At 57.0% G+C, this 26,430-nt stretch carries 27 protein-coding genes, 1 pseudogene and 1 riboswitch; of the genes and pseudogenes, 14 read left to right on the forward strand and 14 right to left on the reverse strand.

Going from position 1 to position 26,430, the window contains the following annotated elements; translation table 11 throughout:
* Positions 1–8: 8 nt before the first annotated feature.
* The 6 genes from ACSIPU_RS16575 to ACSIPU_RS16600 are packed head-to-tail and all read right to left on the reverse strand — an operon-like array spanning position 9 to position 4,326.
* On the reverse strand, positions 9–683 hold the full coding sequence (locus ACSIPU_RS16575; RefSeq protein WP_064356506.1) for an urease accessory protein UreF: 675 nt from the start codon (positions 681–683) through the stop codon (positions 9–11).
* The gene (ureE, locus tag ACSIPU_RS16580; RefSeq protein WP_004105893.1) at positions 684–1,154 is read right to left on the reverse strand and encodes an urease accessory protein UreE; all 471 of its coding nucleotides are present in this window, start codon (positions 1,152–1,154) and stop codon (positions 684–686) included.
* Between the two features lie 9 nt (positions 1,155–1,163).
* Positions 1,164–2,867 carry an urease subunit alpha gene (gene ureC, locus ACSIPU_RS16585; protein ID WP_016808009.1) on the reverse strand — a complete coding sequence of 568 codons (1,704 nt, stop codon included), beginning with the start codon at positions 2,865–2,867 and terminating at the stop codon, positions 1,164–1,166.
* A complete protein-coding gene (locus ACSIPU_RS16590; protein ID WP_004105889.1) occupies positions 2,860–3,180 on the reverse strand; it encodes an urease subunit beta in 321 nt (106 codons plus the stop codon). The genes ureC and ACSIPU_RS16590 overlap by 8 nt, the downstream gene beginning before the upstream one ends.
* Positions 3,181–3,189: 9 nt before the next feature.
* The gene (locus ACSIPU_RS16595) at positions 3,190–3,492 is read right to left on the reverse strand and encodes an urease subunit gamma (protein ID WP_004105887.1); all 303 of its coding nucleotides are present in this window, start codon (positions 3,490–3,492) and stop codon (positions 3,190–3,192) included.
* Between the two features lie 9 nt (positions 3,493–3,501).
* Complete coding sequence (locus tag ACSIPU_RS16600; RefSeq protein WP_004115638.1) at positions 3,502–4,326, reverse strand: urease accessory protein UreD; 825 nt, start codon at positions 4,324–4,326, stop codon at positions 3,502–3,504.
* Here ACSIPU_RS16600 and ACSIPU_RS16605 point away from each other — a divergent pair.
* Positions 4,316–4,399 (forward strand): annotated as a pseudogene (locus ACSIPU_RS16605) (short-chain dehydrogenase); the annotation flags it as partial. The gene ACSIPU_RS16600 and the pseudogene ACSIPU_RS16605 sit on opposite strands and share 11 nt — an antisense overlap.
* Before the next feature lie 207 nt (positions 4,400–4,606).
* Here ACSIPU_RS16605 and plsY read toward each other — a convergent pair.
* Complete coding sequence (gene plsY / locus ACSIPU_RS16610) at positions 4,607–5,227, reverse strand: glycerol-3-phosphate 1-O-acyltransferase PlsY (RefSeq protein ID WP_004105883.1); 621 nt, start codon at positions 5,225–5,227, stop codon at positions 4,607–4,609.
* A 221-nt stretch (positions 5,228–5,448) separates the two neighbouring features.
* On the opposite strand from plsY, the gene folB reads away from it, so the two are divergent.
* Positions 5,449–5,832 carry a bifunctional dihydroneopterin aldolase/7,8-dihydroneopterin epimerase gene (gene folB / locus ACSIPU_RS16615; protein ID WP_004105881.1) on the forward strand — a complete coding sequence of 128 codons (384 nt, stop codon included), beginning with the start codon at positions 5,449–5,451 and terminating at the stop codon, positions 5,830–5,832.
* A 202-nt stretch (positions 5,833–6,034) separates the two neighbouring features.
* Positions 6,035–6,856 (forward strand): undecaprenyl-diphosphate phosphatase, encoded by an 822-nt coding sequence (gene bacA / locus ACSIPU_RS16620; protein WP_004105879.1) that lies wholly within the window; start codon positions 6,035–6,037, stop codon positions 6,854–6,856.
* A gap of 10 nt (positions 6,857–6,866) precedes the next feature.
* On the opposite strand, the gene ACSIPU_RS16625 is transcribed toward bacA, so the two are convergent.
* Together ACSIPU_RS16625 and ACSIPU_RS16630 are read right to left on the reverse strand one after the other, a co-directional pair.
* The gene (locus ACSIPU_RS16625) at positions 6,867–8,108 is read right to left on the reverse strand and encodes a multifunctional CCA addition/repair protein (protein ID WP_016808007.1); all 1,242 of its coding nucleotides are present in this window, start codon (positions 8,106–8,108) and stop codon (positions 6,867–6,869) included.
* A gap of 60 nt (positions 8,109–8,168) precedes the next feature.
* A complete protein-coding gene (locus ACSIPU_RS16630; RefSeq protein WP_004105876.1) occupies positions 8,169–8,789 on the reverse strand; it encodes a TIGR04211 family SH3 domain-containing protein in 621 nt (206 codons plus the stop codon).
* A gap of 214 nt (positions 8,790–9,003) precedes the next feature.
* Here ACSIPU_RS16630 and ACSIPU_RS16635 point away from each other — a divergent pair, with 214 nt between their 5' ends.
* The 4 genes from ACSIPU_RS16635 (at position 9,004) to glgS (ending at position 15,135) form a co-directional block, all read left to right on the forward strand.
* Positions 9,004–10,302, forward strand: a complete 1,299-nt coding sequence (locus ACSIPU_RS16635; RefSeq protein ID WP_049593629.1) for a CYTH domain-containing protein — start codon at positions 9,004–9,006, stop codon at positions 10,300–10,302.
* A 23-nt stretch (positions 10,303–10,325) separates the two neighbouring features.
* Positions 10,326–13,160: a bifunctional [glutamate--ammonia ligase]-adenylyl-L-tyrosine phosphorylase/[glutamate--ammonia-ligase] adenylyltransferase gene (glnE, locus tag ACSIPU_RS16640; RefSeq protein WP_435322250.1), complete on the forward strand. Its 2,835-nt coding sequence runs from the start codon at positions 10,326–10,328 to the stop codon at positions 13,158–13,160.
* Between the two features lie 58 nt (positions 13,161–13,218).
* Complete coding sequence (hldE, locus tag ACSIPU_RS16645; protein WP_004115631.1) at positions 13,219–14,652, forward strand: bifunctional D-glycero-beta-D-manno-heptose-7-phosphate kinase/D-glycero-beta-D-manno-heptose 1-phosphate adenylyltransferase HldE; 1,434 nt, start codon at positions 13,219–13,221, stop codon at positions 14,650–14,652.
* 273 nt (positions 14,653–14,925) lie between these two features.
* Positions 14,926–15,135, forward strand: coding sequence for a cell surface composition regulator GlgS (glgS, locus tag ACSIPU_RS16650; protein ID WP_004115630.1), 210 nt, complete (start codon positions 14,926–14,928; stop codon positions 15,133–15,135).
* Positions 15,136–15,188: 53 nt separating this feature from the next.
* On the opposite strand, the gene ubiK is transcribed toward glgS, so the two are convergent.
* Positions 15,189–15,470, reverse strand: a complete 282-nt coding sequence (ubiK, locus tag ACSIPU_RS16655) for a ubiquinone biosynthesis accessory factor UbiK (protein WP_017145410.1) — start codon at positions 15,468–15,470, stop codon at positions 15,189–15,191.
* A gap of 120 nt (positions 15,471–15,590) precedes the next feature.
* Positions 15,591–15,742, forward strand: a riboswitch (FMN riboswitch).
* A 105-nt stretch (positions 15,743–15,847) separates the two neighbouring features.
* Between ubiK and ribB the strand changes: the two genes are divergently transcribed.
* Positions 15,848–16,501: a 3,4-dihydroxy-2-butanone-4-phosphate synthase gene (ribB, locus tag ACSIPU_RS16660; RefSeq protein ID WP_004105870.1), complete on the forward strand. Its 654-nt coding sequence runs from the start codon at positions 15,848–15,850 to the stop codon at positions 16,499–16,501.
* A 61-nt stretch (positions 16,502–16,562) separates the two neighbouring features.
* Here the strand turns inward: ribB and zupT are convergent, their stop codons facing one another.
* A complete protein-coding gene (gene zupT, locus ACSIPU_RS16665; protein WP_024274733.1) occupies positions 16,563–17,333 on the reverse strand; it encodes a zinc transporter ZupT in 771 nt (256 codons plus the stop codon).
* A gap of 195 nt (positions 17,334–17,528) precedes the next feature.
* On the opposite strand from zupT, the gene ygiD reads away from it, so the two are divergent.
* On the forward strand, positions 17,529–18,320 hold the full coding sequence (gene ygiD / locus ACSIPU_RS16670; RefSeq protein WP_004105868.1) for a 4,5-DOPA dioxygenase extradiol: 792 nt from the start codon (positions 17,529–17,531) through the stop codon (positions 18,318–18,320).
* Positions 18,321–18,365: 45 nt separating this feature from the next.
* Here ygiD and ACSIPU_RS16675 read toward each other — a convergent pair whose 3' ends face one another.
* The 3 genes from ACSIPU_RS16675 to tolC all read right to left on the reverse strand — a co-directional run bounded on the left by ACSIPU_RS16675 (position 18,366) and on the right by tolC (position 21,830).
* Positions 18,366–19,526, reverse strand: a complete 1,161-nt coding sequence (locus ACSIPU_RS16675) for a glutathionylspermidine synthase family protein (RefSeq protein ID WP_004105865.1) — start codon at positions 19,524–19,526, stop codon at positions 18,366–18,368.
* 5 nt (positions 19,527–19,531) lie between these two features.
* Positions 19,532–20,200, reverse strand: a complete 669-nt coding sequence (locus tag ACSIPU_RS16680; RefSeq protein ID WP_004105863.1) for a DUF1190 family protein — start codon at positions 20,198–20,200, stop codon at positions 19,532–19,534.
* A 169-nt stretch (positions 20,201–20,369) separates the two neighbouring features.
* The gene (gene tolC, locus ACSIPU_RS16685; protein WP_064343841.1) at positions 20,370–21,830 is read right to left on the reverse strand and encodes an outer membrane channel protein TolC; all 1,461 of its coding nucleotides are present in this window, start codon (positions 21,828–21,830) and stop codon (positions 20,370–20,372) included.
* Between the two features lie 195 nt (positions 21,831–22,025).
* Here tolC and nudF point away from each other — a divergent pair, with 195 nt between their 5' ends.
* From nudF to parE, 5 genes are read left to right on the forward strand one after another with little or no spacing between them, the layout of a single operon-like run.
* Complete coding sequence (gene nudF / locus ACSIPU_RS16690; protein WP_004105859.1) at positions 22,026–22,658, forward strand: ADP-ribose diphosphatase; 633 nt, start codon at positions 22,026–22,028, stop codon at positions 22,656–22,658.
* Positions 22,655–23,077 carry a DUF1249 family protein gene (locus ACSIPU_RS16695; RefSeq protein ID WP_196558163.1) on the forward strand — a complete coding sequence of 141 codons (423 nt, stop codon included), beginning with the start codon at positions 22,655–22,657 and terminating at the stop codon, positions 23,075–23,077. The genes nudF and ACSIPU_RS16695 overlap by 4 nt, the downstream gene beginning before the upstream one ends.
* A 24-nt stretch (positions 23,078–23,101) precedes the next feature.
* Entirely contained in the window at positions 23,102–23,929 is an 828-nt protein-coding gene (cpdA, locus tag ACSIPU_RS16700; protein WP_023321648.1) for a 3',5'-cyclic-AMP phosphodiesterase, read from the forward strand.
* A complete protein-coding gene (yqiA, locus tag ACSIPU_RS16705; protein WP_004115623.1) occupies positions 23,929–24,504 on the forward strand; it encodes an esterase YqiA in 576 nt (191 codons plus the stop codon). Before cpdA ends, yqiA begins: the two co-directional genes overlap by 1 nt.
* A gap of 30 nt (positions 24,505–24,534) precedes the next feature.
* Positions 24,535–26,430: a DNA topoisomerase IV subunit B gene (gene parE / locus ACSIPU_RS16710; protein WP_004105850.1), complete on the forward strand. Its 1,896-nt coding sequence runs from the start codon at positions 24,535–24,537 to the stop codon at positions 26,428–26,430.

Here is a 26,430-nt window from a genome sequence, read left to right on the forward strand (position 1 = left end):
ATCTTCTCCTAAGAACGGAATAGTCGGGAATACTGGGTTTCGTGTCGCGCGGAAGCGATAGCCGCAAGCGGCGTCGCCGAACCGATTGCGCAATCCGGGGCCGCAAGGGCGCTGTCCATGTCCGCCGCATAGCGGTCGCACAGGCGCAGAATCAACTGCTGGGCCGCCTGCTGGCCGAAGGGCACCAGCTTGACGCCCGCCATCACCGCGCTTTCAATCCAGCTATAGCCAAGGCTCAGGGCCAGATCAGGAATGGCTATTTGCCAGCGTACGCCAAGCCACGCCATACCGGTTAACTGGCTTTGCTGACACAGCTTGCGCCACTCGGGCGGGCAGTCCGGCTGCCAGTCGGCCAGCAGCCGGGTGAAGGCTGCGCCGCGGTTGCGCTCTTCATCGCGCAGCTCGCGGGTTTCCCGGCAGGCGAGCAGATAAGCGGTCCAGCGCCGGGCACAGTCCAGATCGCCCGCTTCGCAGGCCCGGTAGAGCCGGGCAAACAGCGGCAGGTCGACGGTAAAAAAGCTCTGCTCCATCTGCCGCAGCTGCCAGCGCTCAAAGGCGGCGGTATCCGCTACCCAGCCCGCTTCCACCGCCCACTCCAGCCCCTGGGACCAGCTGTAGCCGCCAACCGGGAGGCTGCTGCTGGCAAGCTGCATCAGCCGCAGACGTTTTTCCGGCGTCGGCATTTAGTGGCTGTGCTCGTGATTGTGATGATGATGATGGCCGTGCGACTCGCTGGCGTAGGCGCCGGCTTCCGGTTCAAACGGCAGATGCGCGAAATCCACGGCCAGGCCAAACTGGCGCAGCATATCGTCCAGGACGTGGTCGTGATGGTAGCGCAGCTCGCCGGGCATAATCTGCAGCGGGACATGGCGATTGCCGAGGTGATAGCAGGCTTTCGCCAGCATAAAAGGATCCTCGCAGCGCACGACCGAAACGGCTTCATCGGCGGCAATCACTTCAATGAATTCGCTGCCGTTTTCGTTACTGAGAATATCGCCGCCGCGCAGCAGCAGACCGCGCGGCAGCAGCAGGCCCGCCTGACGGCCATCGTTGAGGGTGACTTTAATACGGCTTTTTACCCGCACGTCAATCGGCAGGGTAACGCTGGCCGTGGCCTGCGCCGGGGTCTCTACCCGCTGGGTCAAATAAAGCATTTGCGCTCCTTAAAACAGGAAATAACGTTGCGCCATGGGTAACACGTCCGCCGGTTCGCTGGTTATCAGTTCGCCGTCGATGCGCACCTCGTAGGTTTGTGAATCCACGGTAATATTGGGCAACAGGCCGTTGTGGTGCATATCGGCTTTTTGTACCGTGCGGCAGCCTTTAACCACCGCCGTCGCGCTGTGCAGGTTCAGCCGTTCAGCGACGCCGTTTTCCGCCGCCGCCTGCGACAGGAAGGTCAAACGGCAGCGGTGACGAGCGCTGCCCAGCGCGCCGAACATCGGGCGATAGTGCACCGGCTGCGGCGTCGGGATAGATGCGTTGATGTCGCCCATCGGCGCCATGGCGATCATGCCGCCTTTGACGATCGTCGCCGGTTTTACGCCGAAGAATGCCGGGGACCACAGCACCAGATCCGCCAGTTTCCCCACTTCAATCGAACCGACTTCATGGGCGATACCGTGGGTTAACGCCGGATTAATGGTGTATTTGGCGATATAGCGCTTCACGCGGAAGTTATCGTTATCGCCGCTCTCTTCCGCCAGCGGGCCGCGCTGAACTTTCATCCGGTGCGCCACCTGCCAGGTACGTAACACCACTTCGCCGACGCGACCCATGGCCTGCGAATCGGACGAGGTAAGGGAGAAGGCGCCCAGGTCGTGCAGGACGTCTTCCGCGGCGATGGTTTCCCGCCGAATGCGCGATTCGGCAAACGCCACGTCCTCGGCGATATCCGGGTCGAGATGATGGCAAACCATCAGCATGTCCAGATGCTCGTCAATGGTGTTGACGGTGTAGGGCAGCGTCGGATTAGTCGACGAGGGCAGAATATTGGGGTGTGCGCAGGCGGTAATAATATCTGGCGCATGGCCGCCGCCCGCGCCTTCGGTATGGAAAGTATGGATAGTACGCCCGCCGATGGCCGCCAGGGTATCCTCAACGAATCCCGACTCGTTAAGGGTATCGCTGTGCAGCGCAACCTGAACGTCCATTTCGTCGGCTACGGTCAGCGCGCAGTTGATTGCCGCTGGCGTCGCGCCCCAGTCTTCGTGAATTTTCAGGCCGATAACCCCGGCCGCGACCTGCTCACGCAGCGCATCCGGATTCGAGCCATTGCCTTTACCCAGCAGGCCGACATTGACCGGCAGGCTGTCCGCAGCCTGCAGCATCCGCGAGATGTACCACGGACCCGGGGTGCAGGTCGTGGCGTGGGTACCCGCCGCCGGGCCGGTCCCGCCGCCGATCATGGTGGTGACGCCGGAGACCAGCGCTTCTTCCGCCTGCTGCGGGCAGATCCAGTGAATATGCGTATCGACGCCGCCGGCGGTGACGATCTTGCCTTCTGCGGCAATAATTTCCGTGGCCGCGCCGATCGGGATCGTGACGTTGGGTTGAATATCCGGGTTGCCGGCTTTGCCGATGGCGAAGATCCTTCCATCTTTGACGCCGATATCGGCTTTAACGATCCCCCAGTAATCGACGATCAGGGCATTGGTCAGCACCAGATCCGCGCACCCGGCGGAAAGCATCTGCCCCTGTCCCATACCGTCGCGGATCACTTTACCGCCGCCGAATTTGACCTCTTCGCCGTAGGTGGTCAAATCATCTTCAACCTCGATCCACAGCTCGGTGTCCGCCAGGCGAACTTTATCGCCGGTGGTGGGGCCGAACATGTCGGCATAGGCCTGACGTGAAATCTCACTCATCATTTGCCTCCAGCTCACCCATTATTTCGCCGCGAAAACCGTGCACGACGCGGGCTCCGGCCAGCGCTACCAGCTCCACCTCGCGCTTTTGGCCCGGCTCGAAGCGCACTGCGGTTCCGGCCGCGATATTGAGACGGTAGCCCGTTGCCTGCTGGCGATCGAACTTCAGCGCCGGGTTGACCTCGGCGAAGTGATAATGGGAGCCGACCTGAATCGGCCGGTCACCGTGATTTTCAACGATAATGCAGCAGGTAGCCCGGCCGACGTTAAGCGCTATCTGGCCCGGTTTAACCTGATATTCTCCTGGGATCATCGCGCTACCTCAGATTATCGGGTTATGGACGGTAACCAACTTCGAGCCGTCCGGAAAGGTGGCTTCGACCTGGATATCGGGGATCATTTCCGGTACGCCTTCCATGACCTGCTCGCGGCTCAGGACGTGGCGCCCTTCTTCCATTAGCTCTGCGACGCTTCTGCCGTCGCGCGCGCCCTCCATAATAAAGGCGCTAATCAGGGCCACGGATTCGGGATAGTTGAGCTTCAGGCCGCGGGCCAGGCGACGCTCCGCCACCAGCGCAGCGGTAAACAGCAACAGTTTGTCTTTTTCTCTGGGTGTCAGTTCCATAGCGTTCTCTTAAGTCAGCCAGATTCGGGGGAGTACCGGAGATTTGCCGGTCAGGTGCGGGCGCATAAACTGCCAGATATCGCGCATCGCCCGCTGGCAACGCAGATTATCGTCACTTAAAAAGCGTACCGTCAGCAGGCCGTCGGTGAGCGTCGCGCCGGCATAGTTTGCCAGCGGCGTAAGTTTTTCGCGTACGCCTTCCAGCAGCGTCTCGTTCGCCGGGTAGAACAGCATTGTTCCCACCCATGGCTGCTGCGCGATACAGGCCAGCTCTCCATCGGCCAGGTTCAGGCGCTCAATCAGCAGCGGAGAGCCGTCGACCCACACCTCCAGCCGGTTGGCGAGCGCGCCGTGGCTAAAGGTTTCGCCGATGACCGGACGGCCAAGACATAGCAGGTCCCAGGCCAGCAGCGTGCTGGAGGAGGAGAGGTGAAACGCAGTATGCAAAGCGGCGTGAGCGCCGGGAAAGAAAATGGCATCCTGCGGCAACCACTCGAGCGTTGCGTTATCGCCCAGCGTCAGGGTTTGCAGAAGCCGCGCCTGCGCGCCGCTGCTGCGATAAAACTTGCTGGCGCCGGGCATGGTGATCAGCGTATGGCAATCGGACTCAATCGTGGCGCTGATGGTGAGTTCATCGCCGCCGACGATACCGCCGGGCGGATGAAGCAGATAGAGGTGGCAGGTCTCTTCTTCGGGATAAAACGGACGCTGAACGGTGAGTGGACCGACATGACGACGGGAGGCGAGCGTTGTTTTCCCGCCAAGAAGCTGAAAGCGGAGGTCCAGCGTGGCCTGCCAGCCTTTTTTATTCTGTGGTAACACCGTGCCGTGCAATGTCGCGCCCCTGCAAAATCAAGATAAAACAGCAGCGAAGAGTATTGATCGGGGGCCAACCATCCCGGTCATATGAAAAGCTTATGTCCGTCATACTTCGAGCCGCAGCCGCGTTGGCTACGGGCTACTCGGCCCATCCATGGGCCTCGCCCTGGCGGGCCGTCGCAAGCGACGTTCAAATCTGATCCCGGCAGATTTGTCGTTCGCCCGAATCACTGACTGGAGTAAGCTCATCGGGACTCACTCACCGCCTTGCCGCGAAGTTGCGTCGAAGCAAAGGTTATTTCTGCTCCGGCGTTTTTTTCTTCTTTTTGAACCGGGTCCAGATGCGGGTTTCCTGACGCCGCCACAGACGCTGAATGTTGTCGTGATGGCGCAGCAGAATCAGGCATGAGAGCATCGAAACCGGGAAAGTATACTGCGGTTTGAACCACCAGACATAGAACGGCGCGATCAGCGCGCTGACGATCGCCCCCAGCGAGGAGTAGCCGCTGAGCAGAATCGTAAGCAGCCAGGTTCCGGCCATCACGCCGGTGAGATCCCAGCCGATAGGGGCGATGGCTCCGAAAGCGGTCGCCACGCCTTTACCGCCGCGAAAGTTAAAAAATACCGGCCAGATATGGCCTACGCAGGCGGCAATGGCCACCAGACCGAGCCAGAACGGCGTCAGGCCTAGCGCCCACGCTCCCCAGACCGGCAGCATGCCTTTCAGTACGTCAAAAATAAGCACCGCTACGGCTGCGCCCTTGCCGCCAATTCGCAGGACGTTAGTCGCCCCTGGATTGCCGGAGCCGCTGTCGCGAGGGTCGGGAAGGCCAGCGAGGCGGCAAACGAGAATGGCGCTGGAGATTGAGCCGCAGAGGTAGGCGAGGATAACCAGTCCAGGCGCGATTGCACTCATCAGCTGTTCCATTTTGAAAGTGTCGTTTTATCCCCGGTGCGCTGCGCGTTATCCGCGCATTGGCTCGCAGAGACCCATAGCGATGCTATGCTCCTGGGGCCTTGCCGCGTCGCTCTCTTCCTGCAACGCAAATTATTTAGGGGATGTCTTTGCATCTGTGGATAATACGCATAATTGGCCGGAAGTGGTATCCGGTTTAGCCAAAAAGCAGGCAGGTCGTGATGGATATTGTATTTATAGAGCAACTTTCGGTAATCACCACTATTGGTGTTTATGACTGGGAACAAACCATTGAACAGAAGCTGGTGTTCGATATCGAAATGGCGTGGGATAACCGCAAAGCGGCGGCCAGCGATGATGTCAGCGATTGTCTCAGCTATGCTGATATCAGCGAGGCGGTCATCAACCACGTTGAAGGCGGGCGCTTTGCGCTGGTCGAGCGCGTGGCGGAAGAGATTGCTGACCTGCTGCTGGAAAAGTTTCAATCTCCATGGGTGCGTATTAAAGTCAGCAAGCCTGGCGCGGTAGCCCGGGCGGCCAACGTTGGCGTCGTGATTGAACGTGGCCTTAATCTGAAACAAAACTTTTCAGGTCATACTCGTTAAACAAATTGTGTTTATACCGGTCATAGAATCCGACCATCAGGCTATTTTATTTGCCGTTTTGTCCCCGGGAAGCGCCCGAAAGCCGCGCGTACAACCTGTACGCTCCCGTTTCTGCGCGCTGTCCGTGGCCAATATTGAAGCCTGATAGCCTGGTTATTCGTTTCTGGTTTTTTTCATATTACTTTTTAAAGGGTTTAATTGGATGAGCGATATACACTCGCTGCTGGTGGCGGCAATATTGGGTGTGGTTGAAGGTTTGACCGAGTTTTTACCTGTTTCCAGTACTGGTCATATGATTATTGTCGGTCATCTGCTGGGTTTTGAAGGCGATACCGCAAATACGTTTGAAGTAGTGATTCAGCTTGGTTCCATTCTTGCCGTTGTTGTGATGTTCTGGCGTCGTCTGTTCGGCCTTATCGGTATTCATTTCGGCAAAAAGCCCGAGCATGAAGGCCAGGGCAGCGGTCGCCTGTCGCTTATCCATATTCTCTTGGGGATGATCCCGGCGGTAGTGCTGGGGCTGATTTTCCACGATACCATCAAGTCTCTGTTTAACCCGATAAACGTGATGTACGCGCTGATTGTCGGCGGCGTGCTGCTGATCGCAGCGGAAGTGCTGAAGCCAAAACAGCCCCGCGCGGTGGGCATTGATGATATGACCTATCGTCAGGCGTTCGTGATCGGCTGTTTCCAGTGTCTGGCGCTGTGGCCGGGCTTCTCGCGTTCCGGGGCGACAATTTCCGGCGGGATGCTGATGGGCGTAAGCCGCTATGCGGCCTCTGAGTTCTCATTCCTGCTGGCGGTGCCGATGATGATGGGCGCGACCGTACTGGATATGTACAAAAGTATTGGTTTCCTCAACGCCAGCGATATTCCGATGTTTGCCGTCGGTTTTATCACGGCGTTTATCGTCGCGCTGATTGCGATTAAAACCTTCCTGCAGCTGATTAAACGTATTTCGTTTATCCCGTTCGCCATCTATCGCTTTATCGTCGCGGCAGCGGTGTACGTGGTCTTCTTCTAAGCGCCAGCCCTCAGTCCTGCGGCTGGGGGCAACGCTTTTCTTTCCAGCGGGCGACGGCCTGAATCCGCCGACGCGTCAGCTCTTCACGAATCTCAATTCCCTGAAACCCTTCCGCAACGACCTCTTTTGTTGAGACCGCTCGGGCAACGTCCCAGGCTTCCAGCAGCAGGCGACCCTGAGGGTAATCGCAGGCCTCAAAACCGGTGCGCCCGCGCACGTCGGCTTCACTGGTCAAGGCGATTTGCCTGACCCGCTGCGGCTTGCGCCAGGCATCAATATTATCGAACAGCTTGACCAGCGTTTTTGGCTGCAGCATGGGCAGGGTGTGAATCAGATCGTGAAATTCGGCGACCAGCTTTGCCAGATCGCGCAGCTCGTTGGGTACCCGCAGACGGGCGCAGAGCTGTTCGACCAGCTTTACGCCAGCCGGGCCGTGACCATGATGACGCGGCCAGAGCTCTTTTGGCGTCAGTCCTTTCCCGAGGTCGTGGCACAGGGTAGCGAAACGCACGTCGACTTCGGGTGACAGCATCGCCGCCATGGTGACGGTCATCAGGGTGTGCAGGCCGGTGTCGATTTCCGGGTGCCATTTAGCCGGAGCCGGTACGCCGTAAAGGGCGTCGACTTCCGGGAACAGCACCTTGAGCGCGCGGCAGTCGCGTAAGGTCTGGAAGAAGACCTGCGGGTTGCGGGTGGTAAGGGCGCTTTCCGTCTCTTTCCATACCCGCTCCGGCGTGAGATGTGCAAGCTCACCGGCATCGGCCATTGCGCGCATCAGCGCCATGGTTTCATCGGCGATACGAAACCCCAGATGCGCGTAGCGGGCGGCAAAACGCGCCACGCGCAGAACGCGTAGCGGATCCTCGCTAAAGGCGGGCGAGACGTGGCGCAGCAGGCGCTGGCGTAAATCAGACTGGCCGCCGTAGGGATCGATAATCTGACCGTCGGCGTCCTGGGCCAGCGCATTGATCGTCAGATCGCGGCGCAGCAGGTCTTGCTCAAGGGTAACGTCAGCGGCGGCATAGCAGGTAAAACCGGTGTAACCGGAACCGGACTTGCGCTCGGTGCGCGCCAGGGCATACTCTTCACGGCTTTGCGGATGAAGGAACACGGGAAAATCACGGCCTACCTGCTGGTAGCCCGCGTCGAGGAGTTGCTGAGGCGTGGCGCCAACCACGACCCAATCTTTGTCTTTAACCGGTAGCCTTAATAACGCATCTCGTACTGCACCACCGACCAGATAAACCTTCACGCCTTACTCTCCCGTCTTCATTTTCTTACGATGATACGTAAGTCTGGCAGAGAAGACGAATTAGTTCATCCAACGGTCTTTGCGCTTGCGGCTCGGTACCAGGTGCGGCAACACCAGTCCCAGAATCAGGCCGACGCCCAGCACGCCGCCGCCGTACATAAACCACTGCATGATAATGGTGCGCTGTTTGTCATCAAGCTGCAGATTTGCGGCGTTCACCTTCTTCTGCGCGACAACCAGCTCATTTTTCAGCTTTTGATTCTCTTCTTTCAGGCCGTTGATGACGGCATCGCTACCGGCGACTTTCTTCTGCATGTCCGCCGTGCGCTGGTTCCAGGTGGTATCAATGTTATTCAGTTTATCGGTCAGGGTTTTTACCTGGTTTTCCAGATCCGGCACGCGAGTGCGCAGGCTGGGCTCGTTGCTCAGCTCTTTCAAGGGGATCCAGGCGGTACGGCCGCTGCTGTCGCGCACCTGAGCATAGTTAGTGCTGTCGTTAGTTTGCAGCACTGCGACTTCTTCGCCGGCGTTGATGGTGCCCACAAGGCGATAGTTATCGCCCGGACCGCTGCGCACCCAGGTATTCAGTTCATCTGAAACGTAACGTTTTTCTTCCGCGTGAACCGCCGTGGCGGCGCTCAGCGCCAGCAAAGTCAATGTAATAAGGCGTAATTTTGGCATCAGGTCATCGTTTGGTCATAAAAAGTTGAACGATAGTAGTGGCATCGCCGAAGCGACGCAAAGTTTTCCGCCACAATCGGAATCATCCATCAGGTGGCCCGGCAAAATGCGCATTGCATGGCGATTCGCCGCAAAATACTATTTACTGACAAGAAATATCGTTGTTAGTTCGCCGCAATTTCCCGGCACAGCATATAAGCGGAAGAATTCAGTCATGGCTCAAGAAATCGAATTAAAGTTTATCGTTGATCAGAATGGCGTTGACGCGCTGCGTCAGCACCTCAATACGCTGGAGGCAAAGCACACGCCCGCGGGTCAATTACTGAATATTTACTATGAAACGGCGGATAACTGGCTGCGCCGCCACGACATGGGGCTGCGCGTTCGCGGCGACCAGGGGCGCTATGAGATGACGCTGAAAATCGCCGGGCGCGTCGTCGGCGGTCTGCATCAGCGTCCGGAATATAACATTCCGCTGGAAAGCCCTGAGCTGGCGCTGGAAAAGCTTCCGGCTGAAGTCTGGCCGCAGGGTGAACTGCCGGCGGAGCTTGCTGAGAACGTACAGCCGCTTTTCAGCACCGATTTTGAGCGTGAGCGATGGGTGGTCAAAGAAGGCGACAGCGAAATTGAAATCGCACTCGATCGCGGCGAAGTCAAAGCCGGCGAGCATCAGGAACCCATTTGCGAGCTGGAGCTGGAGCTTCTGTCCGGTAATACGCAGGATATTCTGACCCTTGCCCGCGGCCTGCTGGATACCGGCGTACTGCGTCAGGGAAGCCTGAGCAAAGCGGCGCGAGGTTATCATCTGGCGCAGGGCAACGAAGAACGCCCGCTGACCGCGTTAACGATCCTTCGCGTCGCGCCGAAAGCCAGCGTCGAACAGGGGCTGGAGGCGGCGCTGGAAAGCGCGCTGGCGCACTGGCTATATCATGATGAAGTCCTCAATCGCGGCAATGCGAAAGCGAAAGCGGAGATTTTGCACGCTATCGCCCGCGTGCGGCACGCGCTGGTACTGTTTGGCGGTATTGTCCCGCGCAAGGCCACCACGCTGCTGCGTGAACGTTTGAGCGAAGCCGAGGCGGCGCTGGCGGAAGCCGAAACGACCCAGGCGGCGCTTTTCAGCGTGGCGACCGTCAGAGCGAAGCTGGCGCTCACCGATCTGCTGGTTAACCGCGGCTGGCGTCCTTTCCTGAACGCAGCCGGAGAGCAGAAAATTGCCGGATCGTTTAAACGCTTTGCGGATATTCAGCTCTCCAGGGCGGCGGCGGAGCTGAAAAACGCTTTTCGTCAGCCGTCCGCTGACGGTTATGCCGATCAGCTTCCGCGTCTGACCCGCGAAATTGACACCGTTCAGCTGTTATCCGGCGCCTATGCCGATGCTGCCGCGCCGTGGCTGGAAAACTGGCAAGAAACCCGCCGGGCGATTGCGCATAATGACAGCAGCGTTATCGAATATTTTCGTCGCCAGGCGCTGGCCGCAGAGCCGTTCTGGCTGCATAGTGGAAAACGATAATTTCAGGCCAGGGAGCCCCTAAGATGCCGCTTTCTTCGCAATTACAGCAGCACTGGCAGACGGTCGCTGGCCGGCTGCCAGCGGATTTTCCCGTATCGACGTTGAGCGATCGGGCGCAATCAGTTATGGCATTCAGCGATTTCGTCGAACAGAGTCTGATCGCGCAGCCGCAGTGGCTGGCGGAGCTTGAAAGTGCGCCCCCCGAGGCGCAGGAGTGGCATCACTACGCCGAATGGCTGCAGGTGCGCCTGGCCGAGGTCAATGATGAAGCCGCGCTGATGCGCGAGCTGCGCCAGTTTCGCCGTCGGATCATGGTGCGTATCGCCTGGGCCCAGGCGCTATCGCTGGTCAGCGAAGAGAGCAGCCTGCAGCAGCTAAGCGCGCTGGCGGAGACCTTAATCGTCGCCGCGCGCGACTGGCTATACGCTGCCTGCTGTCGCGAATGGGGCACTCCATGTAATGCTGAAGGTTCGCCGCAGCCGCTACTCATCCTCGGGATGGGCAAGCTCGGCGGCGGCGAGCTGAACTTCTCCTCCGACATCGATCTGATTTTCGCCTGGCCGGAACATGGCGCCACGCGCGGCGGGCGTCGCGAACTGGATAACGCCCAGTTTTTTACCCGCCTCGGGCAGCGCCTGATTAAGGTACTGGATCAACCCACCCAGGATGGTTTTGTCTACCGCGTGGATATGCGCCTGCGCCCGTTTGGCGATAGCGGTCCGCTGGTGTTGAGCTTTGCCGCGCTGGAAGATTATTACCAGGAGCAGGGACGCGATTGGGAGCGCTACGCGATGGTGAAAGCGCGAATTATGGGCGATAACGATGGCGTCTATGCCAACGAGCTGCGCGCCATGCTGCGGCCGTTTGTCTTCCGCCGCTATATCGATTTCAGCGTGATTCAGTCTTTGCGCAACATGAAGGGCATGATTGCCCGGGAAGTGCGCCGCCGGGGATTAAAAGACAATATCAAGCTCGGCGCGGGCGGCATCCGAGAAGTGGAGTTTATCGTCCAGGTCTTCCAGTTGATTCGCGGCGGCCGTGAGCCAATGCTGCAGCAGCGGGCGCTGCTGCCGACGCTGGCCGCCATCGAAGAGCTACATCTGCTGCCGGAAGGGGATGCGCAGAGGCTGCGCGAAGCCTATCTGTTTTTGCGTCGCCTGGAAAACCTGCTGCAAAGCATCAACGACGAGCAGACGCAAACCTTGCCGCAGGATGAACTTAATCGCGCCCGGCTGGCCTGGGGGATGGGCGTTGCCGACTGGGAGACACTCAGCGCGCGGCTGGCGGAACAGATGGCTAACGTGCGGCGCGTGTTTAATGAACTGATCGGCGACGATGAAACGCAGTCGCCGGATGAGCAGCTTGAAGAGTACTGGCGCGAGCTGTGGCAGGACGCGCTGCAGGAAGATGATACCAGCCCGGCGCTGGCGCATCTTGTAGACAGCGATCGCCGCAGCGTGCTGGCGCTGATCGCCGATTTTCGCAAAGAGCTGGACCGGCGCACGATTGGTCCGCGCGGTCGTCAGGTGCTTGACCAGCTCATGCCGCATCTGCTTAGCGAAATTTGTTCGCGCGCCGATGCTCCGGTACCGCTGGCGCGTATTACGCCGCTGCTCACCGGAATTGTCACCCGCACCACTTACCTGGAGCTGCTGAGCGAATTCCCCGGCGCGTTAAAGCACCTGATTAGCCTGTGCGCGGCGTCGCCGATGGTCGCCAGTCAGCTGGCCCGCCATCCGCTGCTGCTGGACGAACTGCTGGACCCGAATACGCTTTATCAGCCAACGGCCACCGATGCCTATCGCGATGAACTGCGCCAGTATCTGCTGCGCGTACCGGAAGATGATGAAGAGCAGCAGCTGGAGGCGCTACGCCAGTTTAAGCAGGCGCAGCTGCTGCACATCGCTGCGGCCGATATCGCCGGAACGCTGCCAGTGATGAAAGTGAGCGATCACTTAACATGGCTGGCGGAGGTGATGATTGACGCAGTCGTCCAGCAGGCATGGCTGCAGATGGTGGCCCGTTACGGGCAGCCGACGCACCTGCACGATCGCCAGGGGCGCGGTTTTGCGGTGGTCGGCTACGGCAAGCTGGGGGGCTGGGAGCTGGGCTACAGTTCCGATCTCGATTTGGTGTTCCTCCACGATTGCCCGATGGAGGTGATGACCGACGGCGAACGCGAAATCGACGGCCGTCAGTTTTATCTGCGCCTGGCGCAGCGCATCATGCATCTTTTCAGTACCCGCACCTCGTCAGGCATTCTGTACGAAGTGGATGCTCGCTTACGCCCCTCTGGCGCAGCGGGGATGCTGGTCACTACCGCCGATTCCTTTGCTGATTATCAGCAGAATGAGGCATGGACATGGGAACACCAGGCGCTGGTTCGCGCCCGCGTAGTGTATGGCGATCCTGAGCTACAGGCGCGCTTTGACGCCATTCGTCGGGATATTCTTACTACCCCGCGAGAAGGCGAAAAACTGCAGACCGAAGTGCGGGAAATGCGCGAAAAAATGCGCGCTCACCTGGGGAATAAGCATCACGATCGCTTTGATATTAAAGCCGATGCCGGTGGGATCACCGATATTGAATTTATTACTCAGTATCTGGTCCTACGCTATGCCAGTGATAAACCGAAGCTCACGCGCTGGTCCGATAACGTTCGTATCCTGGAACTGCTGGCGCAGAACGACATTATGGACGAGGCAGAGGCGAGGGCGTTAACTCACGCTTACACTACGCTGCGCGATGCGCTACATCACCTGGCGCTGCAGGAACAGCCGGGGCACGTGGCGCCAGATGCGTTTAGCCAGGAGCGTGAACAGGTCAGCGCCAGCTGGCAGAAGTGGTTGATGGCTTAACTAAAAAACCGGGTGTGCTATTATCGCGCGCAAAGTTTGCGTCTCGCAGGAGAGAGTAATGAAAGTAACGCTGCCAGAGTTTGAACGTGCAGGAGTGTTGGTGGTTGGCGATGTGATGCTGGACCGCTACTGGTATGGTCCCACCAGCCGTATTTCGCCGGAAGCGCCGGTACCGGTGGTGAAGGTGGAAAATATCGAAGAACGTCCTGGCGGCGCGGCAAACGTGGCGATGAACATTGCGTCGCTCGGCGCGACCTCCCGCCTCGTTGGTCTGACCGGGATTGACGATGCCGCCCGTGCGTTAAGTAAGGCGCTGGCTGACGTCAACGTGAAGTGCGACTTCGTATCCGTCCCGACGCATCCGACGATTACCAAACTGCGCGTGCTGTCGCGCAACCAGCAGCTGATTCGTCTCGATTTTGAAGAAGGGTTCTCCGGCGTCGATCCGCAGCCGATGCACGAACGTATTCAGCAGGCGCTGGGCTCTATTGGCGCCCTGGTGCTCTCTGATTACGCCAAAGGCGCGCTGACCAGCGTCCAGACCATGATCAAGCTGGCGCGCGATGCGGGCGTTCCGGTGCTTATCGATCCGAAAGGCACGGATTTTGAACGCTATCGCGGCGCTACCCTGCTGACGCCTAACCTCTCAGAATTTGAGGCGGTAGCGGGTAAATGTAAGGATGAAGAAGAGATCGTTGAACGCGGCATGAAAATCATCGCCGATTTCGACCTCTCTGCGCTGCTGGTGACCCGTTCCGAGCAGGGGATGACGCTGCTGCAGCCGGGGCGACCGCCGCTGCATATGCCCACGCAGGCCCAGGAAGTCTATGACGTTACCGGCGCGGGCGACACGGTCATCGGCGTGCTGGCGGCGACGCTGGCTTCCGGCAATACTCTGGAAGAAGCTTGCTACTTTGCCAACGCGGCGGCTGGCGTCGTGGTGGGTAAACTCGGTACCTCTACCGTTTCGCCTATCGAACTGGAGAACGCGGTACGCGGGCGCTCCGAGACCGGTTTTGGCGTGATGAGCGAAGAAGAACTCAAGCTGGCGGTAGCCGCGGCGCGCAAGCGCGGCGAGAAAGTTGTGATGACCAACGGCGTGTTCGATATTTTACACGCGGGCCACGTTTCCTACCTGGCGAACGCTCGCAAACTGGGTGACAGGCTGATTGTCGCGGTGAACAGCGATGCTTCAACCCGGCGTCTGAAAGGCGAGTCTCGTCCGGTCAACCCGCTGGATCAGCGAATGATCGTGCTGGGCGCGCTGGAGGCCGTCGACTGGGTGGTTTCTTTTGAAGAAGATACTCCGCAGCGGCTGATTGCCGGAATTCTGCCGGATCTGCTGGTGAAAGGTGGGGACTATAAGCCGGAGCAGATTGCCGGCAGCGAAGAGGTGTGGGCAAACGGCGGCGAGGTGCTGGTGCTCAACTTCGAAGATGGCTGCTCAACGACCAATATCATCAGGAAGATCCAGAAAGATAACAATCAGTAATGTTTTCTCTCTTCACTGGAGCGGCTGCTAATCCGGATCTGGTAAGCGAAAATAAGCGTAACCAGCGATAACGCTGCAAATTCGTACAACAGAGGCCCGCGATCGTCTAATCGTGGGCCTCTTTCTATTTAATGACGGCATAAATGATTTGGCTCAATAAATAGCCATTTCAGGCGCATTTTTCGTACAAAAAAAGTTAAGGTAAGGATAAATACTGAAGTCAGTAAAAAGCATATGACCAATCAGAACACCAACGGCTGAAGGAGTATGCGTATGAAGAATAAAGACATGTATTTAATGAAGAATTTTGATTTTCTGGCCCAGAGTTTCGCCAGAATGAACGCACAAGGTCAGCCCGTCGATCTTCAGGCCATTGTCGGCAATATGGATGAAGAGCATCGTGAATGGTTTTGTCAACGCTATGAACTTTACTGCCAGCAGGCGAATAAAGCCATGACCCCTGAAGCGGAGCTGGAGCACTAATCTACTTACCCTCAACCGATACGACAACGGGCCTGACGGCCCGTTGCTTATTTTTAGAGCTTCTCTTCGGCGTCCGGCGTCGCCGGCGCGTTTAGAGGACGATTTTCCAGCTCGCTCAGACGTTGCTCCAGAAGCGCCAGCTTTTCACGCGTGCGCAGCAGCACCTGCGTCTGCACGTCGAACTCTTCGCGGCTTACCAGGTCCAGGCGAGTTAACTGCGACTGGAGCACCTGACGAATTTTTTTCTCCACGTCTTCCCCCAGATCGCGGAGCCCCTTCGGCATCGATTCATGAACCTGGCGGGCGATTTGTTCAATTTTTTTCGGGTCAATCATGGTGGTTTCCTGCTCTGGTCGGTTATTCGCTCATTGTAGTGCGATCGGCGGTACCTATAAACCATAAATGTTTGAAGCTTATGCATTGCCGACGATAGTCAATAGCGTTATAGTTACTTCGCTTATTCTCAGGGCGGGGCGAAATTCCCCACCGGCGGTAAATCAACCATAGCGTTGAAAGCCCGCGAGCGCTTTCTGTAAATGCAGAAAGGTCAGCAGATCCGGTGTAATTCCGGGGCCGACGGTTAGAGTCCGGATGGGAGAGAGTAACGGCTCAGTCGGGTTTTCGCCCGCTTGCGTTGACTTTTGCCGCTAAACCGGCGCTCCTAAGACTGCCCTGATTCTGGTAACCATACAATTAATGAGGTTTATTTACCATGAATCAGACGCTACTTTCCTCTTTTGGTACCGCTTTTGAACGTGTGGAACGTGCTTTAGATGCACTGCGCGAAGGCCGCGGTGTGATGGTACTTGACGATGAAGACCGTGAAAACGAAGGCGATATGATTTTCGCCGCAGAAACCATGACCGTTGAGCAGATGGCGTTGACCATTCGCCACGGTAGCGGCATTGTCTGCCTGTGCCTGACGGAAGATCGTCGTAAACAGCTCGACCTGCCAATGATGGTAGAGAACAACACCAGCGCCTACGGTACCGGTTTTACCGTCACCATCGAAGCTGCTGAAGGCGTGACTACCGGCGTTTCCGCCGCTGACCGCGTAACGACCGTACGTGCGGCAATTGCCGATGGCGCGAAGCCGTCAGACCTGAACCGTCCTGGCCACGTTTTCCCGCTGCGCGCTCAGCCGGGCGGCGTTCTGACCCGCGGCGGCCACACCGAAGCTACAATCGATCTGGTCACCCTGGCTGGCCTCAAACCGGCGGGCGTACTGTGCGAACTGACTAACGACGACGGCTCTATGGCGCGTGCGCCGCAGTGCATTGAGTTTGCTAAACAGCACAATATGGAAGTAGTCACCATTGAAGATTTAGTGGCTTACCGTCGCGAACACGAGCGTAAAGCCAGCTAATTGCCGCTGGTTGCTGAATAAAGCCCGCCTTATGGTGGGCTTTATTGTTTTTAGCTTTTGTTTAGCCAATCCCTACCGTTTGCAAAACCACCAGGCTTAATCCCATTACCGACATTCCGCACAACACGCCATAGCTCGGGTTGCTTTGCGGATCGAGTTCTTTCGCCAGCGGCATGAGCTCATCAACCGATAGCGCAATCATAATACCGGCAACCGCGGCCATGACCGCGCCCATCATCACCGGAGAGATCACGCTGCCCAGTACCAGCCAGGCCAGCACGCCGCCGAAGATTTCCGCCATCCCGGAAAGCCCTGCCCAGAATACCGCTTTACTCCTGGAACCCGTGGCGGCATAGACCGGCCCTGCTACTGCCAGCCCTTCCGGGATGTTATGCAGCGCGACGGCTAACGCGACCCCCATGCCCAGCTCAAGGTTATTGCTGGCCGTCACAAAAGTGGCAATACCTTCAGGAAAGTTATGTAGGCTAATGCCTAACGTCAGCAATATCGCCGTACGTCGCAGATTTCGCGGGCGGGAGATGCCGGGGTTCATCAGATCTTGCGCATGGGCGTGAGGCAGCATGCGGTCAAGCGCAAAGTAGCCGAGAAGGCCGATGATAAACATGCCGTAGCCGAGCAGCGGCGACATGCCTTCAGTCGCCAGCGCAGCGGGCAGCATCTCCATTAAGGAAATGAGTAGCATGATCCCGGCGGCGAAACCCAGAGAGAAACCCAATAAGCGGTTCGAGGGTTTCTGGCCGAGCACGCCGAATATTGCCCCAATAAAGGTGGCGCTCCCTGCCAGCAGAGTCAAAATGATGGGTGAGGACAACATTCACCTCCTTATGAAAATGATTCTTATTGAGAATATCGCTATTCATAGACGATCGCGAGTGCACGGATTCACTCTTTACCGCCCCTTACATTCAAATTTTCTGACGATCATCATCATGCTTATCTGAGTTTATCCTGAATCAAAAGCGCGTAATGTAAATACATCAACTCTCTCTCAATCAAGGATATCACTATGTCCCGTATCCGCATGCCCGCGCTATTTTTAGGCCATGGCAGCCCGATGAACGTGCTGGAAGATAACATCTATACTCGCGCCTGGCGGCATCTGGGCGAGACTTTACCGCGGCCGAAAGCCATCGTGGTTATCTCCGCTCACTGGTTCACTCGCGGTACGGGAGTGACGGCGATGGAAGCGCCGAAAACGATTCATGATTTTGGCGGTTTTCCACAGGCGCTATACGATATGCATTATCCGGCTCCGGGTTCACCTGAACTGGCCCAGCGCCTGGTTGAGCTGCTGGCGCCGGTGCCGGTGACGCTGGATAAAGAAGCCTGGGGCTTTGACCATGGTTCATGGGGCGTGTTGATTAAAATGTATCCCGACGCCGATATTCCGATGGTGCAGCTAAGTATTGATAGCACGAAACCCGCCGCATGGCATTTCGAAATGGGGCGTAAGCTGGCTCAGCTGCGCGATGAAGGCATTATGCTGGTGGCAAGCGGCAACGTGGTGCATAACCTGCGCACCGCACGCTGGCACGGCGAGAATACGGCCTATCCCTGGGCGGAGTCGTTTAATAACTACGTGAAGGCGAACCTGGCATGGAAAGGCCCCGTGGCGGAACATCCGCTGGTGAATTACCTGACGCATGAAGGCGGATCGTTATCTAACCCAACGGCCGATCACTTCCTGCCGCTGCTGTACGTACTGGGGGCCTGGGACGGCGAGGAGCCGATTACGATCCCGGTAGAAGGAATGGAAATGGGATCCCTGAGCATGCTGTCAGTGGTGATTGGCGCTTGAGAACAGATAAACCCCGGCCGTACGCGATACTGCCGGGGTTAGAGGTTACTCAACGAAAATGTGCGGATAAAAACGCGACAGATCCTGGGTGATCATCGCCCGGTCTTCGCGAATGCCAATACCCGCCGGCTGGTCGTTAATCAGCCAGCTGCCGATGAGCGTGTAGCTGTCGCCAAACTTCGGCAACGGATAGAACTCCTGCACGATGGTGCCTTCTTCACCGTACGGACCTTCTACCGCCTCCAGCACTTTGCCGTTTTCAACAATAGAAATGTTAGCGCCTTCGCGGGAGAAAATGGGCTTGATAACGTACTTGTCCATTTCCGGGTGCGCATCTTCGCTGAAATAAGCGGCCAGCAGGTTCGGATGGTTGGGGAACATCTCCCACAGCAGCGGCAGCAGCGCTTTGTTGGAGATGATGCTCTTCCAGGCCGGCTCCAGCCAGCGCACGCCTGCATCTTCCAGCTTAGTGGAGAACACCTCGCGCAGCATGTATTCCCACGGATAGAGCTTGAACAGATTACCAATCACCTGATCCTGCAGGTCGGTAAACTGGCCTTTTTCACCCAGTCCAATATCTTCGATGTAGAGAAACTCAGTAGCCACGCCCGCTTCTGCGGCGCAGTCCTGTAAATACTGCACGGTGCCACGGTCTTCAACGGTATCGCGGCAGCAGGCCATGTGGAGCAACTGGAAGCCGAACTGCTCGCGAAGCTCGCTGAAGCGATCGATCAGCTTCTCCTGCAGGCTGTTAAACTGATCGCTGCCCGCAGGCAGCTGACCGGCGTTCAGCTGATCTTCCATCCAGATCCACTGGAAGAATGCCGCTTCGTACAGCGAGGTCGGCGTATCGGCATTGTTCTCCAGCAGTTTCGGCTCACCGACGCCGTCCCACGCCAGATCGAGACGCGAATACAGCGAGGGCTGATGGGTTTTCCACGACTGACGCACGAATCCCCAGGTATGTTTGGGGATGCGGAATTTGGTCATTAAATCATCGCTGGCGATGACTTTTTCAACCGCCTGCAGACACATCTGGTGCAGTTCTGCCGTGACGTCTTCGAGCTTCTCAACCTGCGCCAGCGTCAGTTTGTAATAAGCTTCTTCGCTCCAGTACGGCTCGCCGTACATAGTGTGAAAGTTAAAACCATATTCTGTCGCTTTTTCACGCCAGTCCGGGCGCTCGGTAATGCTGATTCTTTCCATGTCGCTTAGCCGCCCATCGAGCGTGATGAAGAGGAGCTCGCCGAGCTGCGCTGCATTGTTGACTGCTTGGCGACCGAGTCGCCAAATCCGCCGCGCGTCACGGTGCTGGTGGTGGCCGGTTTTGGCGCCATTGCGGTTTTCGGCACGTTCATGGTACGGCCCGGCTGCGCTGCGCCGTAGCTCTTACCGCCAGCGTCGGTATATTTACCATAGGCCGGGCTGGCCGGGTTTTTTGAGCTGAACAGCGGCTGCTGAGCGCCCATTCCGCCGCCCATCATCCGGCCCATCATGTAGCCAGCCATCAGCGGCATCCAGAAGCTGCCGCTGCTTTGCGCCTGAGCCTGGTTTTCCGGAGCCATACCGGCCTGAGCCGGCGCCTGCTGGCACTGACCTTCACCGAACTCGGCGACGCAGTCTTCGCGGGAGGCGTATTTAGGGGCTGTACGTTCCGCTTCTTTAAGCGCGTTATTGTAGGCAGTGGTGCACTCTGCGGCTTTGCTCGGGTTGGCGGCAGAGCAGTCATCGGCGTTTTGATAAAGAGAAACCGTTTCATCGCTTTGTTCACAACCGGCGAGCATAAACACGGCCGTAACGGCAAGCGCAACGGGAGTTAAATGGCGCGCGCTCCAGCTTTTGCGAAAGGAGGCGTGATTAATATTTTTTGTCCGTTTCATGATTGTCTTCCTGGACCCAGTGGTATGCGTTTTGTTAACGCTCAGGATAGAGGATGAGTGGTGGAAAATGAAGCGAATAGGGGCGGAAAGCGGGAGATCTTTACGTTGCCTTACGTTTAACGCTTCGCTTACCCGTGTGGGTAAGCGAAGCGCGGACAACGCAAGCGGACTACTGGCGGAACGGATTGCTGCCGCTGGTGCTGCGTGCTGATGCTGGTTTTGCCGCGGCGGTGTTGCTGTAGCCGTCGGCGCTGGCATCCTGCTGAGGATTTTCCGGCGCGACGCTATCCGGTGAAGTCGGAATAGCCTTGCCCAGCGTATTGTTCAGCGCAACCAGATCCTGCTCGTTCAGCGTACCGAGTGCGGATTTGATGTTCAGCTCGTTAATCAGGTAGTTATAACGCGCGTTGGACAGTTGCTGTTTTGCGTTATACAGCGTAGTGGTCGCGTCCAGGACATCGACGATGGTACGCGTACCTACCGAATAACCTGCTTCCATAGCATCCAGGGAACTTTGCGCGGAAACCACGGCCTGTTTGTAGGCATTAATGCTGCTGATAGACGCGTTCACGTTGTTAAAGGATGAACGAACGGTCTGCACCACGCTGCGGTGGGCGCTTTCCAGCTGTTCGCTGGCGCCGACAAAGTTGTACTGCGCCTGTTTAACCTGAGAGTTTACCATTCCGCCCTGATACAACGGCAGGGAGAAGCTAAGGCCGATTTTGTTTTGACCGGCATCGTTATCTCGGTATTGCGCATTATCACGGGTTTTTGAGCCGTCGTAGCTGGTGTTTGACACGCCGCTTGAGGCGGACAAGCTTAACGTCGGCAGATGACCATCCTGCGCCTGGCGAATCTGCTCACGCGCCAGATCCTGGCTCAGACGCGCCTGCAGCAGCGACAGGTTACGGCTTTCCGCTTCTTTCAGCAGCGCGTTAACGGCTGACGGTTTGTTGGTTTTAAAACCATCCACGTTGAGCGACGCCAGTTCTGGATAGTAGTTGCCGGTCACCTGGCGCAGTTCTTCAACGGCGTTATCGAGATCGTTGCGCGCGGTGACTTCATTCGCCAGCACAGCATCGTACTGCGAGCGGGCGTTTTGTACGTCAGTGATGGCAACCAGGCCAACGTTAAAGCGCTGGGTGGTCTGATCTAACTGACGATAAATCGCCTGTTTCTGCGCTTCGGTATAGGAGAGCGTGTCGATCGCGGCCAGCACTTTAAAATAGGCGGTTGCGGTGTTCAGAATCAGCGATTGCTGATCCGTCTGGTAGGTGACGTCCTGAATACCCGCTTGTTTTTCCTGCAGCGTCAGCGCTCGCCATTTTGACATATCGAACAGGACCTGCGTGAGCTGCAGCGAGCCGCTGGTGACGTTGGAGTTAACGCCGTTGCTGTCGCGAAATCCGTTGGTATAGGAATAATCCGCACCCAGACCGAGCTGCGGCAGTAATGGGCTACGCGCTTCGTTGATCTTCTCGAATGCGGCATCACGATCGGCTGCTGATTTACGCAGATCAGGGTTACTGATACGCGCCTGCTGATAAACCTGCAGCAGGTTTTCTGCCTGGCTCATGGCGCTGAAGCCAGTCAGGCCCAGGCCGATAAGGATGGGAAAGAGTTTCTTCATTTGCATTCCTTGTTGTGAAGCATTTAGCGCTACTCAAATTCTAAAAATAATCGCTGATTGTATAGAGTCTGTTACCGTAAAAAGTTGGCGTTATGTGCCATGGGGCGGTAATTTGCACCAATCTAACATACGCGCCATAAAACGGTAGCCACACCGTCTATAAATTCATAACTTCATATTCTACAGGATATCGAAATGAGTAATGTCAATCAGCAGGAGATTACCTTCTCTAAAAACGATGTAGAAATTATTGCACGCGAAACGCTCTATCGTGGTTTTTTTTCGCTCGATTTATATCGTTTCCGCCACCGCCTGTTTAACGGTGAGATGAGCGGCGAAGTGACCCGCGAAATTTTTGAGCGCGGTCACGCAGCAGTCTTGCTACCCTTTGACCCGGTGCGTGATGAAGTGGTGCTCGTCGAGCAGATCCGTATTGCGGCGTATGATACCAGTGAGAGCCCGTGGCTGCTCGAAATGGTCGCCGGCATGATTGAAGAAGGCGAGTCGCCTGAAGATGTCGCCCGCCGTGAGGCGGTAGAAGAAGCCGGGCTTAATGTCGGCCGTATTAAGCCGGTCCTGAGTTACCTGGCCAGCCCCGGCGGCACCAGCGAAAGGCTGTCTATTATGGTGGGTGAAGTCGATGCAACGACGGCAAAGGGGATTCACGGACTGGCCGATGAAAATGAGGATATTCGTGTCCATGTGGTAAGCCGGGAACAGGCTTATCGGTGGGTAGAAGAGGGGAAAATCGACAACGCAGCCTCTGTCATTGCGCTGCAATGGCTGCAACTGCATTATCACAATTTACGAAACGAGTGGACAAAATGAAGCGTTATACACCTGACTTCCCTGAAATGATGCGCCTGTGTGAAACCAATTTTGCTCAGCTGCGCCGCCTGTTGCCGCGAACGGATACAGCGGGAGAAAAGGTGAGTTACCAGGTGGGCAATGCGCAATACCGATTAACGATCGTCGAATCGACCCGCTACACTACCTTAGTGGCGATTGAACAGACTCTGCCAGCGGTGAGCTACTGGAGTCTGCCGTCAATGACGGTACGGCTCTATCACGATGCAATGGTCGCTGAAGTGTGTTCAAGCCAGCAGATCTTTCGCTTCAAAGCGCGGTATGATTATCCTAATAAAAAGTTGCATCAACGCGACGAAAAGCATCAAATTAATCAGTTTCTGGCCGATTGGCTGCGATACTGTTTAGCACATGGAGCGATGGCGATTCCGGTTTGTTAGCGTCGTGAAACCTAAGGACACCATTTGGAAAGCCTGTTAAACCTACCTTTGGCTGGTGAGGCCAGAGTCAGGATATTACAAATTACTGATACTCACCTGTTTGCTGAAAAACACGAAACGCTGTTAGGTATCAATACCTGGGAAAGCTATCAGGCTGTACTGGATGCTATCCACGCCTCTCAGCGAGAATGCGACCTGATTGTTGCCACAGGCGATCTGGCGCAAGATCACTCCGCCGCGGCCTATCAGCATTTTGCTGAAGGCATCGCGAGTTTTGCTGCACCCTGCGTCTGGCTACCGGGCAATCATGATTTTCAACCGGCGATGTACAGCACGCTGCAGGAATCAGGCATCTCCCCCGCTAAACGCGTATTGCTGGGCGACCACTGGCAGATATTGCTGATGGACAGTCAGGTGTTCGGTGTGCCGCACGGCGAGCTGAGCGATTTCCAGCTGGAGTGGCTTGAGCAGAAGCTGGCGGAGGTTCCTGAGCGTTACACGCTGCTGCTGTTACACCATCATCCTCTGCCGTCAGGCTGTAGCTGGCTGGATCAGCATAGCCTGCGCAATGCCGGGGCGCTTGATTGCGCGCTGGCTGCTTTTCCTCGCGTTAAGCATCTGCTGTGCGGTCATATTCACCAGGAGCTGGACCTTGACTGGAACGGGCGGCGAATGATGGCCACGCCATCCACCTGCGTGCAGTTTAAGCCGCACTGCGCTAACTTCACGCTCGATACCGTCTCCCCAGGCTGGCGCTGGCTGGAACTGCATCCTGACGGCACCTTGACCACTGAAGTTTGCCGCCTTGAAGGCGTGAAATTTCACCCGGATATCGCTTCAGAAGGATACTGATGTCTACGCTTCTCTACCTGCATGGTTTTAACAGCTCACCGCGGTCGGCAAAAGCGACTGCGCTGAAAGAGTGGCTGGCTCGGACTTATCCCCACATCTCTATGGTGATACCGGAGCTCCCGGTTTATCCCGCGCAAGCGGCAGAATATCTGGAGGCCCTCGTGCTGGAACACGGCGGCGAACCGCTGGGCGTTGTCGGCTCCTCGTTAGGGGGATATTATGCGACCTGGCTATCGCAGTGTTTTATGCTGCCCGCGGTGGTAGTGAACCCTGCGGTGCGCCCGTTCGAGCTGCTGAACAATTTCCTGGGCCCCAATGAGAATCCATACACGGGGCAGCAATATGTGCTAGAGTCACGCCATATTTACGATCTCAAAGTCATGCAAATTGACCCGCTGGAAGCGCCGGATTTAATCTGGTTATTACAGCAAACGGGCGATGAAGTGCTTGATTACCGCCAGGCCGTTGATTATTTCGCCTCCTGCCGACAAACGGTAGAGGAGGGCGGTAATCACGCATTTGTTGGCTTTGAAGATCATTTCACTCAGATTATCGATTTTCTGGGCCTGCGCTAAGCGGTTCGGAACGACCTACGAATACACACCATGACGCAATCTTCATATAACGCTGATGCCATTGAGGTACTCACCGGGCTAGAGCCGGTTCGCCGCCGTCCGGGAATGTACACGGATACCACACGACCAAACCATCTTGGTCAGGAAGTTATTGATAACAGCGTGGATGAGGCTCTGGCCGGTCACGCGAAACGCGTGGAGGTCATTCTCCATGCCGATCAGTCGCTGGAAGTTATCGATGATGGACGCGGAATGCCGGTGGATATCCACCCTGAAGAGGGGGTGCCGGCAGTTGAACTGATTCTTTGCCGCCTGCACGCGGGAGGGAAGTTCTCCAATAAGAACTACCAGTTCTCCGGCGGCCTGCACGGCGTCGGGATTTCAGTGGTCAACGCCTTATCGAAACGCGTTGAAGTGAATGTGCGCCGCGACGGTCAGGTCTATAGCATCGCCTTTGAAAACGGCGACAAAGTGGAAGATCTCCACGTGACCGGCACCTGCGGTAAGCGCAATACCGGGACCAGCGTTCATTTCTGGCCGGATGAAAGCTTTTTTGATAGCCCACGTTTTTCCGTCTCGCGCCTTTCGCATTTGTTAAAAGCCAAGGCCGTTCTTTGCCCGGGCGTAGAGATTGTTTTCCGCGATTTGGTCAACGACAGCGAGCAGCGCTGGTGCTACGCCGATGGCCTGACCGACTATCTTAGCGAAGCGGTTAACGGCCTGCCTCTGCTGCCGGAAAAACCGTTCGTCGGCACCTTCTCTGGCGATACCGAAGCGGTCGACTGGGCGCTGCTGTGGCTGCCGGAAGGCGGCGAGCTGCTGACCGAAAGCTACGTCAACCTGATTCCTACCATGCAGGGCGGAACCCACGTTAACGGCCTGCGCCAGGGCTTACTGGACGCCATGCGCGAGTTTTGCGAATACCGGAACATCCTGCCGCGCGGCGTGAAGCTGTCGGCGGAAGATATCTGGGAGCGCTGCGCCTACGTACTCTCTGTGAAGATGCAGGATCCGCAGTTTGCCGGGCAAACCAAAGAGCGCCTCTCTTCGCGCCAGTGCGCCGCGTTTGTTTCCGGGGTAGTCAAAGATGCCTTCAGCCTGTGGCTAAACCAGAACGTCCAGTCGGCAGAGCTGCTGGCGGAAATGGCGATCTCCAGCGCCCAGCGTCGCCTGCGCGCGGCGAAAAAAGTGGTGCGCAAAAAGCTAACCAGCGGTCCGGCGCTGCCCGGCAAGCTGGCGGACTGCACCGCCCAGGATTTGAACCGAACCGAACTGTTCCTTGTGGAAGGGGATTCGGCGGGCGGTTCTGCCAAGCAGGCGCGCGATCGCGAATATCAGGCGATCATGCCGCTGAAAGGTAAAATCCTTAACACCTGGGAAGTCTCTTCCGATGAAGTACTGGCTTCACAGGAAGTGCATGACATTTCTGTCGCCATCGGTATCGACCCGGATAGCGACGACCTGAGCCAGCTGCGCTACGGCAAGATTTGTATTCTGGCGGATGCCGACTCCGACGGTCTGCATATCGCAACCCTGCTGTGCGCGCTGTTCGTCAGACACTTCCGTAATCTGGTTAAACACGGCCATGTTTACGTGGCGCTGCCGCCGCTATACCGTATCGACCTCGGTAAAGAGGTGTATTACGCGCTGACGGAAGAAGAGAAAACCGGCGTGCTGGAACAGCTTAAGCGGAAGAAGGGTAAGCCAAACGTACAGCGCTTTAAAGGGCTGGGCGAGATGAACCCGATGCAGCTGCGTGAGACGACGCTGGATCCGAATACCCGCCGTCTGGTGCAGCTGATTATCAACGATGAGGACGAACAGCAGACGACTGCCATGATGGACATGCTGTTAGCGAAGAAGCGTTCTGAAGATCGGCGTAACTGGCTACAAGAGAAGGGCGATCTGGCTGAGCTGGACGGGTAA

Origin of the sequence: Klebsiella sp. HN106 (assembly GCF_051209435.1) — a bacterium.
GTDB lineage: Bacteria > Pseudomonadota > Gammaproteobacteria > Enterobacterales > Enterobacteriaceae > Klebsiella > Klebsiella oxytoca.

Excerpts from the sequence above, each read along its gene's own strand:
- ACSIPU_RS16575 (WP_064356506.1), bottom strand. The coding sequence starts at position 683 with ATGCCGACGCCGGAAAAACGTCTGCGGCTGATGCAGCTTGCCAGCAGC.
- ureE (WP_004105893.1), bottom strand. The coding sequence starts at position 1,154 with ATGCTTTATTTGACCCAGCGGGTAGAGACCCCGGCGCAGGCCACGGCC.
- ureC (WP_016808009.1), bottom strand. The coding sequence starts at position 2,867 with ATGAGTGAGATTTCACGTCAGGCCTATGCCGACATGTTCGGCCCCACC.
- ACSIPU_RS16590 (WP_004105889.1), bottom strand. The coding sequence starts at position 3,180 with ATGATCCCAGGAGAATATCAGGTTAAACCGGGCCAGATAGCGCTTAAC.
- ACSIPU_RS16595 (WP_004105887.1), bottom strand. The coding sequence starts at position 3,492 with ATGGAACTGACACCCAGAGAAAAAGACAAACTGTTGCTGTTTACCGCT.
- plsY (WP_004105883.1), bottom strand. The coding sequence starts at position 5,227 with ATGAGTGCAATCGCGCCTGGACTGGTTATCCTCGCCTACCTCTGCGGC.
- folB (WP_004105881.1), top strand. The coding sequence starts at position 5,449 with ATGGATATTGTATTTATAGAGCAACTTTCGGTAATCACCACTATTGGT.
- bacA (WP_004105879.1), top strand. The coding sequence starts at position 6,035 with ATGAGCGATATACACTCGCTGCTGGTGGCGGCAATATTGGGTGTGGTT.
- ACSIPU_RS16630 (WP_004105876.1), bottom strand. The coding sequence starts at position 8,789 with ATGCCAAAATTACGCCTTATTACATTGACTTTGCTGGCGCTGAGCGCC.
- ACSIPU_RS16635 (WP_049593629.1), top strand. The coding sequence starts at position 9,004 with ATGGCTCAAGAAATCGAATTAAAGTTTATCGTTGATCAGAATGGCGTT.
- glnE (WP_435322250.1), top strand. The coding sequence starts at position 10,326 with ATGCCGCTTTCTTCGCAATTACAGCAGCACTGGCAGACGGTCGCTGGC.
- hldE (WP_004115631.1), top strand. The coding sequence starts at position 13,219 with ATGAAAGTAACGCTGCCAGAGTTTGAACGTGCAGGAGTGTTGGTGGTT.
- glgS (WP_004115630.1), top strand. The coding sequence starts at position 14,926 with ATGAAGAATAAAGACATGTATTTAATGAAGAATTTTGATTTTCTGGCC.
- ubiK (WP_017145410.1), bottom strand. The coding sequence starts at position 15,470 with ATGATTGACCCGAAAAAAATTGAACAAATCGCCCGCCAGGTTCATGAA.
- ribB (WP_004105870.1), top strand. The coding sequence starts at position 15,848 with ATGAATCAGACGCTACTTTCCTCTTTTGGTACCGCTTTTGAACGTGTG.
- ygiD (WP_004105868.1), top strand. The coding sequence starts at position 17,529 with ATGTCCCGTATCCGCATGCCCGCGCTATTTTTAGGCCATGGCAGCCCG.
- ACSIPU_RS16675 (WP_004105865.1), bottom strand. The coding sequence starts at position 19,526 with ATGGAAAGAATCAGCATTACCGAGCGCCCGGACTGGCGTGAAAAAGCG.
- ACSIPU_RS16680 (WP_004105863.1), bottom strand. The coding sequence starts at position 20,200 with ATGAAACGGACAAAAAATATTAATCACGCCTCCTTTCGCAAAAGCTGG.
- tolC (WP_064343841.1), bottom strand. The coding sequence starts at position 21,830 with ATGAAGAAACTCTTTCCCATCCTTATCGGCCTGGGCCTGACTGGCTTC.
- nudF (WP_004105859.1), top strand. The coding sequence starts at position 22,026 with ATGAGTAATGTCAATCAGCAGGAGATTACCTTCTCTAAAAACGATGTA.
- ACSIPU_RS16695 (WP_196558163.1), top strand. The coding sequence starts at position 22,655 with ATGAAGCGTTATACACCTGACTTCCCTGAAATGATGCGCCTGTGTGAA.
- yqiA (WP_004115623.1), top strand. The coding sequence starts at position 23,929 with ATGTCTACGCTTCTCTACCTGCATGGTTTTAACAGCTCACCGCGGTCG.
- parE (WP_004105850.1), top strand. The coding sequence starts at position 24,535 with ATGACGCAATCTTCATATAACGCTGATGCCATTGAGGTACTCACCGGG.